Below are 14,546 nucleotides of genomic sequence, written 5' to 3' on the forward strand. Positions count from 1 at the left end.
GGTTGCGGTGTGGCTCAGCCGGGAGCGGCGAACTCGGCCAGTTCCAGGCGGGTTTCGCCGTAGCGGCGTTGCTTCTCGGCGCGAAAACCGTTCGGCCAGGTGAGCTCGGCCCCGCGCGCCGAGCGCTCGACCACCACCAGCGCCTCCGGCGCCAGCCAGCCGCGCGCGAGCGCGGTGAGATCGCCCTCGACGGCGGCGACGCCCAGGTCGTAGGGCGGGTCGGCGAAGACGAGGTCGAACGGCTCGGCGGGCGGCGTCGCCAGCACGGCGCCGACACTGCCCGCCCGCAGCTCCGCGCCAGGCAACCCCAGCTCGGCGATATTGGCCCGGATCACCGCTCCCGCCTTCCGATCCGACTCCACCAGCAGGGCGAAGCCCGCCCCCCGGGAGAGCGCCTCCAGCCCGAGCGCCCCCGACCCGGCGTAGAGGTCGAGCACCCGCACCCCGTCGAAGTCGAGCCGGGCGGCGAGCGCGCTGAACAGCGCCTCGCGCACCCGATCCGAGGTCGGCCTGGTCCCCGCGGGCGGCACCCGGAGCCGCCGCCCGCCGGCCACCCCGGCGACGATCCGCGTCATTCCGCCGCGGACTCCCGCCCGGCGAGCTCGAGCAGCAGGTCGCCGCCCTCGACCTGCTGGACGGTGCTGATCGCGATCCGCGCGACCGTGCCCGGCCGCGGCGCGGTGATGGCGGCCTCCATCTTCATGGCCTCGATGGTGCCGATGGCGTCGCCTGCCGCGACGGTGTCGCCCTCGCTCACCGTCAGCGTGACCACGCCCGCGAACGGCGCCGCCACGTGCCTGGAGTCGTTGCGGTCGGCCTTCTCCGCCGACTTCACCTCGCCCGCGATCGAGCGATCCCGCACCGCCACCGGCCGCAACTGCCCGTTGAGGATGCACATGACCGTGCGCATCCCGCGCTCGTCCGGCTCGGAGATCGCCTCCAGCCCGATCAGCAGCGTGACGCCCTTCTCCAGCTGCACCCGGTGCTCGTCCCCGCGGCGCAGGCCGTAGAAGAACTGGTTCGCCGACAGCCCCGAGGTGTCACCGTAGGTCTCCCGGTGGGCGAGGAACTCTCCGGTCGGGCCAGGGAACAGCAGCCGGTTCAACGTGCCGCGACGCTCCAGGGATTCGCCGTCGAGCGCCTTCTCTTCCTCGTCGCTGAGCGGGGTCACCGGCTTCGGGTCGGTCCGGCCCTCCAGCGCGCGGGTCCGGAACGGTTCGGGCCAGCCACCGGCCGGGGTGCCGAGCTCGCCGCGCAGGAAGCCGATCACCGAGTCCGGGATGTCGTAGCGCGCCGGGTCGGCGGCGAACTGCTCGGCGTCGACCCCGGTGCCCACCAGCGCAAGGGCCAGGTCACCGACGACCTTGGAGGACGGGGTGACCTTGATCAGCCTGCCCAGCATCCGATCCGCCGCCGCGTAGGTCGCCTCGACCTCCTCGAACCGGTCGCCGAGCCCGAGCGCGATGGCCTGCTGCCGCAGATTCGACAGCTGCCCGCCCGGGATCTCGTGGGTGTAGACGCGCCCGGTCGGCGCCGGAAGCCCGGACTCGAACGGCGCGTACACCTTCCGCAGCGCCTCCCAGTACGGCTCCAGATCGCACACGGCCTGCAGGTTCAGCCCGGTGTCGAACTCCGAATGCGCCGCCGCGGCGACGATCGCCGACAGCGCGGGCTGCGAGGTGGTCCCTGCCATCGCGGCCGAGGCGCCGTCGACGGCGTCCGCGCCTGCCTGCCAGGCGGCGAGGTAGGTCGCGAGCTGCCCGCCGGGGGTGTCGTGGGTGTGCACGTGCACGGGCAGGTCGAAGTTGGAGCGCAGCGCGGTCACCAGCTTGGTCGCGGCCGGTGCGCGGAGCAGCCCGGCCATGTCCTTGATCGCCAGCACGTGCGCGCCAGCTTCCACGATCTGCTCGGCGAGGCGCAGGTAGTAGTCGAGGGTGTAGAGCGTCTCGTTCGGGTTCGCGAGGTCACCGGTGTAGGAGAGCGCGACCTCGGCCAGCGCCGTGCCGGTCTCGCGGACCGCGTCGATCGCGGGACGCATCTGGTCGACGTTGTTCAGGGCGTCGAAGATGCGGAAGATATCGATCCCGGTCGAGGTGGCCTCGGCGACGAAGGCGCGGGTCACCTTCTCCGGGTACGGGGTGTAGCCGACGGTATTGCGCCCGCGCAGCAGCATCTGCAGGCAGATGTTCGGGATCGCCGCACGCAGCGCCGCAAGCCGCTCCCACGGATCCTCGTAGAGGAACCGCAGCGCCACGTCGTAGGTGGCCCCACCCCAGCACTCCACCGACAGCAACTCCGGCGTCGACCGCGCCACATGCCCGGCCACCCCCAGCAAACCGTTGGTCCGCACCCGGGTGGCCAGCAGCGACTGATGCGCGTCGCGGAAGGTGGTGTCGGTGACGCCGACCGCCTTCTGCTCCCGCAGCGCCTTCGCGAAGCCCTCCGGCCCGAGCGCGCGCAACCGCTGCCGCGACCCGTCCGGCGGCGGAACCGAGAGATCCAGCGCGGGCAGCTTGTCGTGCGGGTACACCTGCGTCGGCCGCTCCCCGTGCGGCTTGTTCACCGTGACGTCGGCGAGGTAGTTCAGGATCTTGGTCCCACGGTCGCCGGACTCCGGCAACCGCAGCAGCTGCGGCCGCTCGTCGATGAACGACGTGGTCACCCGCCCCGCCCGGAAATCGGGGTCGTCCAGCACGGCGAGCAGGAACGGAATGTTCGTGGTCACGCCGCGGATCCGGAACTCCGCGAGCCCCCGCCGCGCCCGCGCCACCGCGAGCTCGAAATCCCGGCCCCGACAGGTCAGCTTGACCAGCATGGAGTCGAAGTAGGCGCCGATCTCCGCGCCCAGGTTCGCCCCGCCGTCCAGCCGGATGCCCGCGCCGCCCGGCGTCCGGTAGGCGGTGATCCGCCCGGTGTCGGGCCGGAACCCGTTCGCCGGGTCCTCGGTCGTGATCCGGCACTGCAGCGCCGCACCGCGGATCGTCACCGCGTCCTGGCTCAGCCCGAGGTCTTCGAGGGACTCCCCCGCCGCGATCCGCAGCTGCGACTGCACCAAGTCCACATCGGTGATCTCCTCGGTCACCGTGTGCTCGACCTGGATCCGCGGATTCATCTCGATGAAGACGTGGTTCCCGCGCTCGTCCAGCAGGAACTCCACCGTCCCCGCGCACGAATAGTCGATCTCGCGGGCGAAGGCCACCGCGTCCGCGCAGATCCGCTCCCGCAACTCCGGCGACAGATTCGGCGCCGGCGCCAGCTCGATCACCTTCTGATGCCTGCGCTGCAGCGAACAGTCCCGCTCGAACAGGTGCATCACATTCCCGTGCTGATCGGCCAGGATCTGCACCTCGATGTGGCGCGGGTTCACCACCGCCTGCTCCAGGAACACCGTCGGATCCCCGAACGCCGACTCCGCCTCCCGCGACGCCGCCTCGATCGCCTCGCGCAGCCCCTCCGGCTCGGCCACCCGCCGCATCCCGCGCCCACCACCACCGGCGACCGCCTTCACGAACACCGGGAACGCCAGCTCGCGCGAGGCCGCGACCAGCTCCTCCACATCCGCCGACGGCGCGCTCGACTTCAACACCGGCAGCCCGGCGGCGCGGGCCGCGGCCACCGCGCGGGCCTTGTTCCCCGCCAGCTCCAGCACCTGCGCCGACGGCCCGATGAAGGTGATGCCCTCGGCCGCGCAGGCGGCGGCCAGGTCCGGGTTCTCCGACAGGAAGCCGTAGCCGGGATAGATGGCGTCGGCGCCCGCGGTCTTGGCGGCGTCGATGACGGCCTCGATCGAGAGGTACGCCCGGACCGGGTGGCCCTCCTCGCCGATCTGGTAGGACTCGTCGGCCTTGAGCCGGTGCACCGAGTTGCGATCCTCGTAGGGGAAGACCGCGACCGTCCCGATCCCGAGCTCGTAGGCGGCGCGGAAGGCCCGAATAGCGATCTCACCACGATTGGCGACCAAGACTTTCGAGAACATCAGCCCAACGTACCGAACCCGGCGAGCTGGGCGAACACCGATTCCCGTATTCGGAACTTCTTCACAACCGACCCTCGCAGGGTTGCGAAGTCCCGTTCATACGGATGTCACATGACGCCGCTCGCGGCCGGGCGAAGTGGGCGTGACAGCCACCCCGGCTTTAGAGTGGCGACTCTCCGGCCGCGCACCCTTCGCACGCTACGCAGCAGCGCAGGGGCCTGAAAGACCTTGCGGTATCGAAATTCCGCGTGTCGAACCGAGCCATTCTGCGATGATTGCGAAGGCGAAGGTCTACCATCTGCCGGGTGCGCAAGATGTACGCGGGCGCCCGGCTGCGGCGGCTGCGCGAGGAACGCAGGATGACCCAGGCCGCGCTGGCCAAGTCGCTCGACCTCTCACCCAGTTACCTGAACCAGCTGGAGCGGGATCAGCGCCCGCTCACCATCCCGGTGCTGCTCAAGCTGAACTCGACCTTCGACCTGGACGTCCAGTTCTTCGCCACCGACTCGGACGCCAGGCTCGTCTCCGACCTGCACGAGGTGCTGGTCGACGCGGCGGGCGGGGACACCGCGCCGGTCACCGAGGTGGAGGAGCTGGCGACCAGGCTGCCCGAGGTGGCCCGGCTCGTGGTCGGGATGCACCGGCGGCTGCGCGCCGCCACGGATCAGCTCGATCTGCTCTCCTCCCGGATGGACGCCCCGGCGGGCGCCCCCGGCGCGCCGATGCCCTACGAGGACGTGCGCGACTTCTTCTACGACCACCACAACCACATCCCCAGCCTCGACCAGGCCGCCGAGCAGCTCTTCGAGCAGTCCGGGCTGACCGTCGGCTCCCTCGACCGGCAGCTGGCCCGGGTCGCCGAGGACCGGGCGGGCGTCACCGTGCTGGTCCGCGGCGACGGCGCCGACCCGGCCATTCCCAAGCGGCAGTACGACCCGGAGAGCCGCACGCTCACCCTGGCCCGCCGGCTGCGGCCGGGGCAGCGCGCCTTCCAGATCGCGGCCACGCTCGGCTTCCTGCTGCACGGCAGGGAGATCGACGCGGTGCTCGCGGAGACCCCGTCGCTCACCGGCGAATCCCGGTCGCTGGCCCGGATCGGGCTGGCGCACTACTTCGCCGGGGCGCTGGTGCTGCCCTACGGCCGCTTCCTGCGCTCGGCGGAGGAGCTGCGCTACGACATCGACCTGCTCGGGCTGCGCTTCGAGGTCGGGTTCGAGACGGTGTGCCACCGGCTCTCCACGCTGCAGCGGCAGGGCAGGCGCGGGGTGCCGTTCTTCTTCGTCCGCACCGACCGGGCCGGCAATATCTCGAAGCGGCAGTCCGCCACCGCGTTCCACTTCTCCCGGGTCGGCGGCTCCTGCCCGCTCTGGGTGGTGCACGAGGCGTTCGCCAACCCGGGGCGGATCCTCACCCAGATCGCCGAGATGCCGGACGGGCGCCGCTACCTCTGGATCGCCCGCACCGCCGCCCCCGGCCCGCGCGGGTACGGGGCACCGGCCAAGGATTTCGCGGTCGCGCTCGGCTGCGACCTGGAGCACGCGGAGCGCACGGTGTACGCCCGCGGGCTGCGGCTGGACGACCCCGATGCCGCGGTGCCGATCGGCGCCGGGTGCAAGGTCTGCGACCGCGCGAGCTGCACCCAGCGCGCGTTCCCGCAGATCGGGGCCCCGCTGGCGCTGCCGGAGCACGTCAGCACCGACCTCCCCTACCCCCGGCTGGGTCGCGGGTAGCGCGCGTCAGGATTTCGCCAGGTACTCCAGGCGCTCGCCGTCGACGGCGGCGCGCATCATGGCCGCCAGGCCGGGGTGCGCGTCGAGGCCGGGGTCCGCCTGCACCACCGTGCGCGCGAAATCCTTCGCCGCGCTGATCGTTTCGAGATCGTCGAGGAGCGAGAGCAGCCGCAGCGAGCGCGCGGTCCCGCTCTGCGCGGAGCCGAGCACGTCGCCCTCGCGGCGCTGCTTCAGGTCGAGCACCGCCAGCTCGAAGCCGTCGGTGGTGGCGGCGACCGCCGTCAGCCGGGCCATCGCGGTCCCGCCCGGCGCGGCATCGGTGACCAGCAGGCACAGGCTCGCGTGCGCCCCGCGGCCGATCCGCCCGCGCAGCTGGTGCAGCTGGCTGACGCCGAACCGGTCGGCATCCAGGATCACCATGACGGTGGCGTTCGGCACGTCCACCCCGACCTCGACCACGGTGGTGCAGACCAGCACGTCCACGCTGCCCGCGTTGAACGCGCGCATCACCTCGTCCTTCTCGTCCGCGGGCAGCCTGCCGTGCAGCAACCCGACCCGGAGCCCGGCCAGCGCCCCGGCCCGCAGCTCCTCGTAGACGTCGAGCACCGCCTGCGTGTTCGGCGGCTCCTTCTCGGCGGCCTTCTTCCCCTTCTTCGGTTTCTCCTCGTCGTCCCCGATGCGCGAACACACCACATAGGCCTGCCGCCCGGCCCGCACCTCCTCGGTGATCCGCTCCCAGGCCCGGTCCACCCAGCCGGGGTGCTGCCTGCGCGGCACCACCCTGGAGGCGATGGGCGAGCGCCCGCGGGGCAGCTCGGTGAGCGTGGAGGTCTCCAGATCGCCGAGCGTGGTCATGGCGATGGTGCGCGGGATCGGGGTCGCGGTCATCACCAGCAGGTGCGGGCTGATGCCGCCCTTCGCCTTGGCGCGCAGCGCGTCCCGCTGCTCGACGCCGAAGCGGTGCTGCTCGTCCACCACCACCATGCCGAGGTCGAAGAACTCCACCGCGTCCTGGATCAGCGCGTGCGTGCCGATCACGATCCCGGCCTCGCCGGTGACCGCGGCCAGCAGCGCCGCCTTGCGCGCCGCGGCGGGCATCGAGCCGGTGAGCAGCACCACCCGGGTGGCGTGCTCGGCCGCGCCGAGCTCACCCGCGGCCGCCAGCTCGCCGAGCATGGCGCGCAGCGAGCGGTGGTGCTGCGCGGCGAGCACCTCGGTGGGGGCGAGCAGCGCGCACTGCTTGCCCGCGTCGACGACCTGCAGCATCGCGTGCAGCGCGACGATGGTCTTGCCGGAGCCGACCTCGCCCTGCAGCAGGCGGTGCGTGGGGCGCTCCCGGCTCAGGTCGGCGGAGATCTCGTCGATCACCTGCCGCTGTCCGGCGGTGAGCTCGAAGGGCAGCTTCGCGGCGAAGGCGGCGGCGATGCCGTCCCGGCGCGGCGGGCAGGGGTGCGCGGTGCGGCCCTCGACCTCGTGCCTGCGCTCGGCGAGCACCAGCTGCAGCGCCAGCGCCTCGTCGAAGCGCAACCGGTCCCTGGCGCGGTCGATGTCGGCGCGGTGCTCGGGCAGGTGGATGAGGCGCAGCGCCTCGGTGATCTCCAGCAGGCCGCGCTCCGCGCGCACCGGCTCGGGCAGCGGGTCGTCCAGCGGGTCGAGCTGCTCGAGCACCTGCCGGACGCAGGCGAGCAGGTCCCAGCTCTGCACCTTCGCGGTCGCCGGGTAGACCGGGACGAACTCGCGCTCGAAGAACGCGGTGTCGACGCCGTCGGCGCCCTGCGCGCTGCGCGCCAGCCCGGCCAGGTCGCCCGCGCCGCGCACGGTGGTCAGGGTGGCGGGCTCGTCCTCCTCGGGCAGAATCAGGTAGCCGGGGTGGTTCAGGCTCCACTGGCCCGGCCGCCAGTAGTTGACGGTGCCCGACATCATGGCCCGCACCCCCTGCTTCACCGCGTACTTGACCTTGTCGCCGTTGAAGAAGGTGACGTCGACCGGGCGGCCCGAGCCGGTGTCCAGCGCGACCTTGAGCAGCGAGCCGCGGCGGTTGCGCATGGGCCGCAGGTCGGCCTTGGTGATCCGGCCGATCACGGTGATGTGCGCGCCGTCCGCCGGCTCCTCCTCGGTGAGCGGCTGGCCCTGGGTGGCGTAGCGCAGCGGGTAGTGCCGGAGCAGGTCCTCTGCCGTCCGCATGTCGAAGGCGTCGGCCAGCGAATCCGCCGCCTTCACGCCGAGCAGGTGATCGAGCCGATCGCCGAGTGTCGCCATTGTCTACTCCACACCTATCTGCACCAGGTCCTCCGGCTGCCCGCCGGTGTAGACCGCGACCTCGATTCCGGAGAATCGCTCCTCGATATGCCCGGTCAGCGCGGCGGCCAGCCCGTCCGGGGCCGCCGCGCCCATGAGCAGCGTCACCAGCTCGCCGCCGAAGGCGAGCATTCGATCGAGCAGCACGATCCCGGCGGTCGCCGGGTCGCGCTCGATCACCACCACGTCCAGCCCGGCCAGGCCGAGCCCCTCGCCCGGCTCGCAGGTGCCGACCATGGTGAGCGCGCGCTGCCCGGCCACCCGCAGCGCCCCCCAGCGGGTGCCCGCCGCCGCCTCGGACATGGCGAAGGCGTCGTCCACCGCGATCCGGCCGCGGTCGTGCACCGCGAGCGCGGCCATGCCCTGCACCATCGAGCCGCTCGGCAGCAGCAGCACGTCGCGGTCGGCGTCGCGCGCGGCGATGCCGACGGCGACCAGCTCGTGCGCGGGCAGCGCGCCGTTCGGCAGCACGAGCACCTCGCGGTTCGGCATCCGGCGGATGGCGCCGAGCAGCTCGCTCGCGGTGATCGTGCCCGCGCCGCCGGGAAGCACGATCGCGCCGGCCGTGCGGAACAGCGCGGCGGCGCCGTCGCCCGCGGCGACGGCGAGGATGCCGCGGTCGGCGGGGCCGCTGGTGCGCACCGGGGCATGTGTGCCCACCGCGGTGATCACGAAGCTCTCGATGCGGATGTCGCGCACGGCGCCCGCCGCCATACCCGCCTCCACCGCGGCGCCGGCGTCCGCGCAGTGCACGTGCGCGGACCAGGTCTGCTCGCCGTCGCCGACCACGACGACGGAGTCGCCCAGCTCGCCGAGCCGATCCCGCAGCTGCTTGACCCTGGTCTCGTCGGTGCCGCTCAGCAGGTACATGACCTCGAAGCAGGGCGCGTGCTTCGCGCCGGGTGCTTGGCCGACGATGTCGGCGACCGCGCTCCCCGGCCGGCCGGGCGGCGGTGCGCAGGCGGCGGCGCGCGGCGGCTGCCCGGGCAGGGGGTCGGGCTCGAGGACGTCGAGCGCGGTGGCCGCACCGGGGGCGGGGCGGTAGTCGGGGCGGCGCGGCGCGGCGCCGCCGGTCACCTCGACCAGCGCGTCCAGCAGGACGAGCAGCCCGCGGGCCCCGGCATCCACCACCCCCGCCTCGCGCAGCACCCCGAGCTGGTCCGGCGTCTGCCCGAGCGCGTCCGCCGCACCCTCCGCCGCCGCCACCGCGACCGCCACCGGGGTGTGCTCGGCGCACGCCCCCGCCGCGGCCGCCGCGGCGTCGAGCACGGTGAGGATGGTCCCCTCGACCGGCGTGCTCAGCGACTCCCGCACCAGCGCCGCCGCCCTGGCCAGCGCGGCCCGCAGCACCGCGGCGTCCACCGGGACCGGCCGGTCGCCCTCCGGCCGCACCGCGTCCGCGATTCCGCGCAGCACCTGCGACAGGATGATCCCGGAGTTGCCCCGCGCCCCCGCGGTCGCGCCCCTGGCCATGGCCGCCGCGACCGCGTGCACATCGGCGCCCGGCGCCCCACCCGCTGCCACCATGGCGGCCCGCATGGTGGCGAGCAGATTCGTCCCGGTGTCCGCGTCGGCGATGGGAAAGACGTTGAGCGCGTTGATCTCCGAGCGGGTACGCTCCAATCCGGCGAGGCAGAGCCTGCCCCAGCGCAGCAGCGCGGTACCGTCCATTCCGTCCCGCACTCCGGGCACCAGCCACCCTCTCCGTCGTCCGTGGACCCCCACCCCGCCGCCGCACGCCAGGTTAGCGGGCCGCGGCGCACCGGCGGGACCCGGTTTGGTGGATCACCGGGGCTCCCGATACCCTTGCAGGGTTGCCTCGCGCGGCCACCTCGTTCGTTCCCATTCGACGAGCGGTTCGCGCAGGCCGGTACTCCAGGTCCGGCGAGGCAGTGACGACACGGTTTCCGGATGTCCCGCGTTCCCCGCGGGCGTCCCCACATGACATGAAGGAGCTCGCGACTATGGCTGCCGTCTGCGACGTCTGCGCCAAGGGCCCCGGCTTCGGTAAGTCGGTCTCGCACTCGCACCGGCGCACGAACCGTCGCTGGAACCCGAACATCCAGACCGTTCGGGCGCAGGTGGCGCCGGGCAATACCCGGCGGATGAACGTCTGCACCTCCTGCCTCAAGGCGGGCAAGGTCGTTCGCGGCTGAGTCCGTCCGGCCGAACCGGACTTCGCGCCCCGGCACCCGCAGGGTGATCCGGGGCGCTGTCGTCGGTGCCGCCCCATCGTGACGATCGTTCCGATGGCGCCCGAGCACGCGCAGGCGGTCACCGACTGCCACGTGTGCTGCTGGCGCGAGGCGCACGCCGACCTGCTTCCGCCGCACCTGCTCGACGCGCTGCGCACCGGGCGGGGGGCGAACCGCTGGCGCCGGGTGGCGGGTGACCCGCTGATCGAGACCCGGGTGGCGCTCGCCGACGACGGCGTGCTCGGCTTCGCCTCGGTCGGCCCCGCCCGCGATGCCGTCGCGCCGACCGCTCTGGAGCTGCACGCCCTCTACGTGCGGGCCGCCGAGCACGGCACCGGGCTCGCCGACGCGCTGCTCGGCAGCGCCCTGCCCGCCGATGCACCGTGCTCGCTCTGGGTACTGGCCGCGAACCCGCGGGCCCGCGCCTTCTACCGGCGGCACGGCTTCCGCGACGACGGCGCGCGCGGGCTCGATCCGTTCGCGTTGCTACCGACCCTCCGGATGGTCCGCGGCGCGCTCGCATAGGGTGCCAGTCATGTCTTCCGAGTATGTGGAAACCGTCGACGGCGTCCTGCAGATCACCATTGCCACTCCCGCGAACGGGACTTCCCTCGATTTCACCGGGGTCAACGCGGGCAGCGCCGCGCTGCGCGACCTCGATCCCGGCATCGGCGCCGTGCTGCTGCAGGGCACCGGCGGCAACTTCTGCGCGGGCGGTGACGTGCGCGGATTCGCGGCGGCCGCGGATCGCGGCGCGCACATCCGCGGGCTCGCCACCGACCTGCACGAGTTCGTCCGGCTGCTCGACGCCGCGCCGGTGCCGGTCGTCGCCGCGGTGCACGGCTGGGCCGCGGGCGCGGGCATGAGCCTGGTGCTGGCCGCCGATATCGCGCTCGGCGGGCCGAAGACGAAGCTGCGCCCCGCCTACCCCGGAATCGGCCTCTCGCCCGACGGCGGCATGTCCTGGACGCTGCCGCGGATCGTCGGGGCGGGCCGGGCCCAGGAGATCCTGCTCACCGACGCCGTGCTGAGCGCCGACGAGGCCGTGCGGATCGGCATCCTCAGTCGCCTCGTCCCGGACGAGGAGGTGCACAGCGAGGCCCTCCGCCTCGCCCGCACCCTCGCCGCGGGCCCGCGCGCGGCCCACGCCACCATCAAGTCCCTGCTGCTGAGCTCGCGCACCGCGAGCCTCAGCGACCAGCTCGACAGCGAGACCGAAGCCATCGCCGCCTCGGCGAACAGCCCCGCCGGGCGCGAGGGTGTGGACGCTTTCGTCGAGAAGCGTCGGCCCACCTTCCCCTGAGGGCTAGCGGGCGATGCTCGCCACGAAGTCGGCGACCGCGTCCGTGAAGGCGTCGTTGTCGTCGCCTGCGGCGGTGTGGGCGGCGTCGCCGATCTCGGCGAGTTCCGCGTGCGGAACGAGCTCGAGGAAGTTGGCGGCGCCCTCCTCGCTGACGACGTCGGACTGCCCGCCGCGCACCAGCAGCACCGGAATGGTGACGGCGCGCGCGGCGGCCTCCATCTGGTCGGTCATGTCGAGCGCGTCCTCGACCCGCCCGGACATCATCGCCGGGTCCCAGTGCCAGTACCAGCGGTCTCCGCGCTTGCGCAGGTTGCGCAGCAGCCCGTCGGTGCTGCGCGGGCGCGGGCGGTGCGGCAGGTAGGCGGCGACGGCGTCGGCCGCCTCGTCCAGGGTGGCGAAGCCGTCGGTGTGCTTGCCGAGGAAGTCGAGCACCCGCTCGACGCCCGCCCGCTCCGGCCGGACCACGATGTCGACCAGCACCAGCGCCCGGATCAGCTCGGCGCCGGGCGCGGCGGTGGCGAGCAGCCCGGTGATCCCGCCCATGCTCGCCCCGACCACAACGGCGGGGCCGCCCAGCGTGCGCAGCACCGAGTGCAGGTCCTCGACCATGCGGTTCCTGCCGTAGTCGCCGTCCGGCGCCCACTCGCTGTCGCCGTGGCCGCGGGCGTCGAGGGTCAGCACGCGCAGCTCGGCGGCGGCGAGCCGCACCCCGGTGCGCTTCCAGGAGTGCCTGGTCTGGCCGCCGCCGTGCAGGAAGACGACCAGCGGGCCGTCGGCCGGGCCGAACAGGTCGCCCGCCAGCTCCAGCCCCGACCCGGGTAGCCGCGCGGTCACGGGCCCGGCGATATCGTTCGCAGTACTCACGAAATGCAGAATGGCACAGGTTCCGACTGGAACCTGTGCCATCCGGCGAAAACGATCGTCAGCAATCCAGCCGCATCGCACTGAACGTGCGCTGGAAGAGGCAGGCGACCTTGGCGTTCACCGACGACGAGATCGTCGAGGAACCGGTCGAGGTGAACTCCTCACCGATCGGAGCGGGCGCGCTCTCGGTGACCGCGGGCTGGTAGGGCTCCAGCGGAATCGGGGCAGCGCTCGCGGTCGCGGCGCCGCCGGTCACGGCTGCGGCGACGGCGAAAGCGGCCGCCGTTCCGCGCCAGGCGCGGACGGAGGGTCGGGTCATGCGGGTTCTCCTCACTCGGTTGTGCACGCGCGTGATGTCGCTCGCACGTCGGTCTTTCCTCCGGCGCCCGCTCAGGGCAGGCGCCAGTCCACCGGCTCCGCACCGAGTTCGTCGAGCAGTTCGTTGACGCGCGAGAACGGGCGGGAACCGAAGAAGCCGCGCGACGCCGAGAGCGGCGACGGGTGCGCGGATTCGATGAAGGGCACTTCGCCCTCGGCCAGCAGCGGCTTCAGCGACGCCGCGTCCTTGCCCCAGAGGATCGCCACGAGCGGCTCGTCGCGGCCGACGAGCGCGCGGATGGCCTGCTCGGTGACGGCCTCCCAGCCCTTGCCTCGGTGCGAGGCGGGCTGGCCGGGGCTCACCGTGAGCACCCGGTTCAGCATGAGCACGCCCTGGTCGGACCAGGGGCTGAGATCGCCGTTGGAGGGGGTCTCGAAGCCGAGGTCCTTGGTGTACTCGGCGAAGATGTTGGCCAGGCTGCGCGGCACCGGCTTGACGTCCGGCGCCACCGAGAAGCTCAGCCCCATGGCGTGGCCGGGGGTCGGGTACGGGTCCTGCCCGACGATCAGCACGCGGACCGCGGCGAACGGGCGCTGGAAGGCGCGTAGCACGTTCTCCCCGGCCGGGAGGTAGCCGCGGCCCGCCGCGTTCTCCGCGCGCAGGAACTCGCCCATTTCACTGATCCGGCCCTCGACCGGGGCCAGGGCCTGCGCCCAGCCCGCATCGATGATGTCCGCCAACGGTTTCGCCACGGCCGACAACCTATCGCGGATCACCGACAGGCGGCGACTCCGCCCCGGAGAACGATTCCCAGCCGCGGGGGCCCGCGTGCCCGGCGCCGTCGACGGTGACGCCGCTGCCTGCGGTGACGCGGCCGATCGCGCGCCAGCCCGGCGGGAGTTCGGTCTCCGCCTGCCAGGTCGCGACGAAGGCGTGATCCTCGCCGCCGGTCAGGATCCATTGCGCCGCATCGCGTTCCAGTGCGGTCGCGAGTTCGGCGAGGGCGGGGTCGGCGAGCGCGGCTGAGTCGAGGTCGACGGCGACGCCGGAGGCTTCGGCGATGTGCGCGAGATCGGCGAGCAGGCCGTCGGAGGTGTCGGCCATCGCCGTCGGGCGCGCGCCCGCCCGCAGGGCGTCGAGCACCGCCGCGTACGGCGGTCGCGGAACGCGGTGCGCGGCGAGCGCGGCGGTGCGCAGGGCATCGATCCGCGGGGCGGTGCCGAGGCCGGCCTCGGGCGCGTCGCCGCCTGCCGCGCGCGCGCCCCGGCCGACCCTCCGTGCCGCGGGTGTCTCCGCGAGCAGGATGTCCAGCCCGGCGGCCGACCACCCCGACCGACCGGCCACCGCAACCACGTCACCGGCCCGCGCGCCGGAGCGCAGCACCGGCGCCCGGCCGGCGAGATCGCCGAAGGCGGTCACCGCGATGACCAGCTCCGGGCTGCGCACCAGATCACCGCCTGCGATGGAGGCGCCGCAGGCACGGGCCCCCTCGGCCCACATCCCGGCGGTGAGGCCGTCGATCACCGCGACCGGCGTCTCGCCGGGGCAGCCGAGCGCGACGACGAAGGCGGTCGGCACCGCGCCCATGGCGACCACGTCGGCGGCGTTCTGCGCGATCGCCTTGCGGCCGATCTCCTCCGGCGCCGACCAGTCCAGCCGGAAGTGCCGGTTCTGCACCAGCATGTCGGTGGTCACCGCCAGCCTGCCGTCCGGCGCGGCCAGCACGGCGGCGTCGTCGCCGGGGCCGAGCAGGACGCCGGGCGCCTGCGCGCGGCCCGCGTTGATCCGCGCGATGAGCGCGAATTCGCCCAGTTCGCGCACGGTCGCGGTGCTGTCGTCGGCGCCGATGACCCCTCCTCGC

12 protein-coding genes are annotated in these 14,546 nt (G+C 73.4%); 4 read left to right on the forward strand and 8 right to left on the reverse strand.

Annotated elements, in window-relative coordinates; translation table 11 throughout:
* Window positions 1-14: 14 nt before the first annotated feature.
* Both rsmD and ACFUJ1_RS06875 read right to left on the reverse strand, forming a co-directional pair.
* Window positions 15-575: a 16S rRNA (guanine(966)-N(2))-methyltransferase RsmD gene (gene rsmD / locus ACFUJ1_RS06870; protein ID WP_378643413.1), complete on the reverse strand. Its 561-nt coding sequence runs from the start codon at window positions 573-575 to the stop codon at window positions 15-17.
* The gene (locus ACFUJ1_RS06875) at window positions 572-3,976 is read right to left on the reverse strand and encodes a pyruvate carboxylase (RefSeq protein ID WP_378643415.1); all 3,405 of its coding nucleotides are present in this window, start codon (window positions 3,974-3,976) and stop codon (window positions 572-574) included. Before ACFUJ1_RS06875 ends, rsmD begins: the two co-directional genes overlap by 4 nt.
* A 314-nt stretch (window positions 3,977-4,290) precedes the next feature.
* On the opposite strand from ACFUJ1_RS06875, the gene ACFUJ1_RS06880 reads away from it, so the two are divergent.
* Entirely contained in the window at window positions 4,291-5,706 is a 1,416-nt protein-coding gene (locus tag ACFUJ1_RS06880) for a short-chain fatty acyl-CoA regulator family protein (protein WP_378643772.1), read from the forward strand.
* A gap of 6 nt (window positions 5,707-5,712) precedes the next feature.
* Here ACFUJ1_RS06880 and recG read toward each other — a convergent pair whose 3' ends face one another.
* Together recG and ACFUJ1_RS06890 are read right to left on the reverse strand one after the other, a co-directional pair.
* On the reverse strand, window positions 5,713-7,965 hold the full coding sequence (gene recG, locus ACFUJ1_RS06885; RefSeq protein ID WP_378643417.1) for an ATP-dependent DNA helicase RecG: 2,253 nt from the start codon (window positions 7,963-7,965) through the stop codon (window positions 5,713-5,715).
* 3 nt (window positions 7,966-7,968) lie between these two features.
* A complete protein-coding gene (locus tag ACFUJ1_RS06890) occupies window positions 7,969-9,675 on the reverse strand; it encodes a DAK2 domain-containing protein (RefSeq protein WP_378643774.1) in 1,707 nt (568 codons plus the stop codon).
* A gap of 293 nt (window positions 9,676-9,968) precedes the next feature.
* Here ACFUJ1_RS06890 and rpmB point away from each other — a divergent pair, with 293 nt between their 5' ends.
* From rpmB to ACFUJ1_RS06905, 3 genes are all read left to right on the forward strand, one after another.
* Window positions 9,969-10,160: a 50S ribosomal protein L28 gene (rpmB, locus tag ACFUJ1_RS06895; RefSeq protein ID WP_011210730.1), complete on the forward strand. Its 192-nt coding sequence runs from the start codon at window positions 9,969-9,971 to the stop codon at window positions 10,158-10,160.
* Between the two features lie 78 nt (window positions 10,161-10,238).
* On the forward strand, window positions 10,239-10,724 hold the full coding sequence (locus ACFUJ1_RS06900) for a GNAT family N-acetyltransferase (RefSeq protein WP_378643419.1): 486 nt from the start codon (window positions 10,239-10,241) through the stop codon (window positions 10,722-10,724).
* 10 nt (window positions 10,725-10,734) lie between these two features.
* A complete protein-coding gene (locus ACFUJ1_RS06905; RefSeq protein ID WP_378643421.1) occupies window positions 10,735-11,502 on the forward strand; it encodes an enoyl-CoA hydratase/isomerase family protein in 768 nt (255 codons plus the stop codon).
* 3 nt (window positions 11,503-11,505) lie between these two features.
* On the opposite strand, the gene ACFUJ1_RS06910 is transcribed toward ACFUJ1_RS06905, so the two are convergent.
* The 4 genes from ACFUJ1_RS06910 to ACFUJ1_RS06925 all read right to left on the reverse strand — a co-directional run bounded on the left by ACFUJ1_RS06910 (window position 11,506) and on the right by ACFUJ1_RS06925 (window position 14,533).
* Window positions 11,506-12,366 carry an alpha/beta fold hydrolase gene (locus tag ACFUJ1_RS06910; RefSeq protein WP_378643423.1) on the reverse strand — a complete coding sequence of 287 codons (861 nt, stop codon included), beginning with the start codon at window positions 12,364-12,366 and terminating at the stop codon, window positions 11,506-11,508.
* A gap of 58 nt (window positions 12,367-12,424) precedes the next feature.
* On the reverse strand, window positions 12,425-12,685 hold the full coding sequence (locus tag ACFUJ1_RS06915) for a hypothetical protein (protein ID WP_378643425.1): 261 nt from the start codon (window positions 12,683-12,685) through the stop codon (window positions 12,425-12,427).
* 71 nt (window positions 12,686-12,756) lie between these two features.
* Window positions 12,757-13,437 carry a uracil-DNA glycosylase gene (locus ACFUJ1_RS06920; protein ID WP_378643427.1) on the reverse strand — a complete coding sequence of 227 codons (681 nt, stop codon included), beginning with the start codon at window positions 13,435-13,437 and terminating at the stop codon, window positions 12,757-12,759.
* Between the two features lie 10 nt (window positions 13,438-13,447).
* Complete coding sequence (locus ACFUJ1_RS06925) at window positions 13,448-14,533, reverse strand: thiamine-phosphate kinase (protein ID WP_378643775.1); 1,086 nt, start codon at window positions 14,531-14,533, stop codon at window positions 13,448-13,450.
* Window positions 14,534-14,546 lie beyond the last annotated feature (13 nt).

The sequence above is a fragment of the Nocardia sp. NPDC057227 genome, from assembly GCF_042669725.1.
GTDB lineage: Bacteria > Actinomycetota > Actinomycetes > Mycobacteriales > Mycobacteriaceae > Nocardia > Nocardia asteroides_A.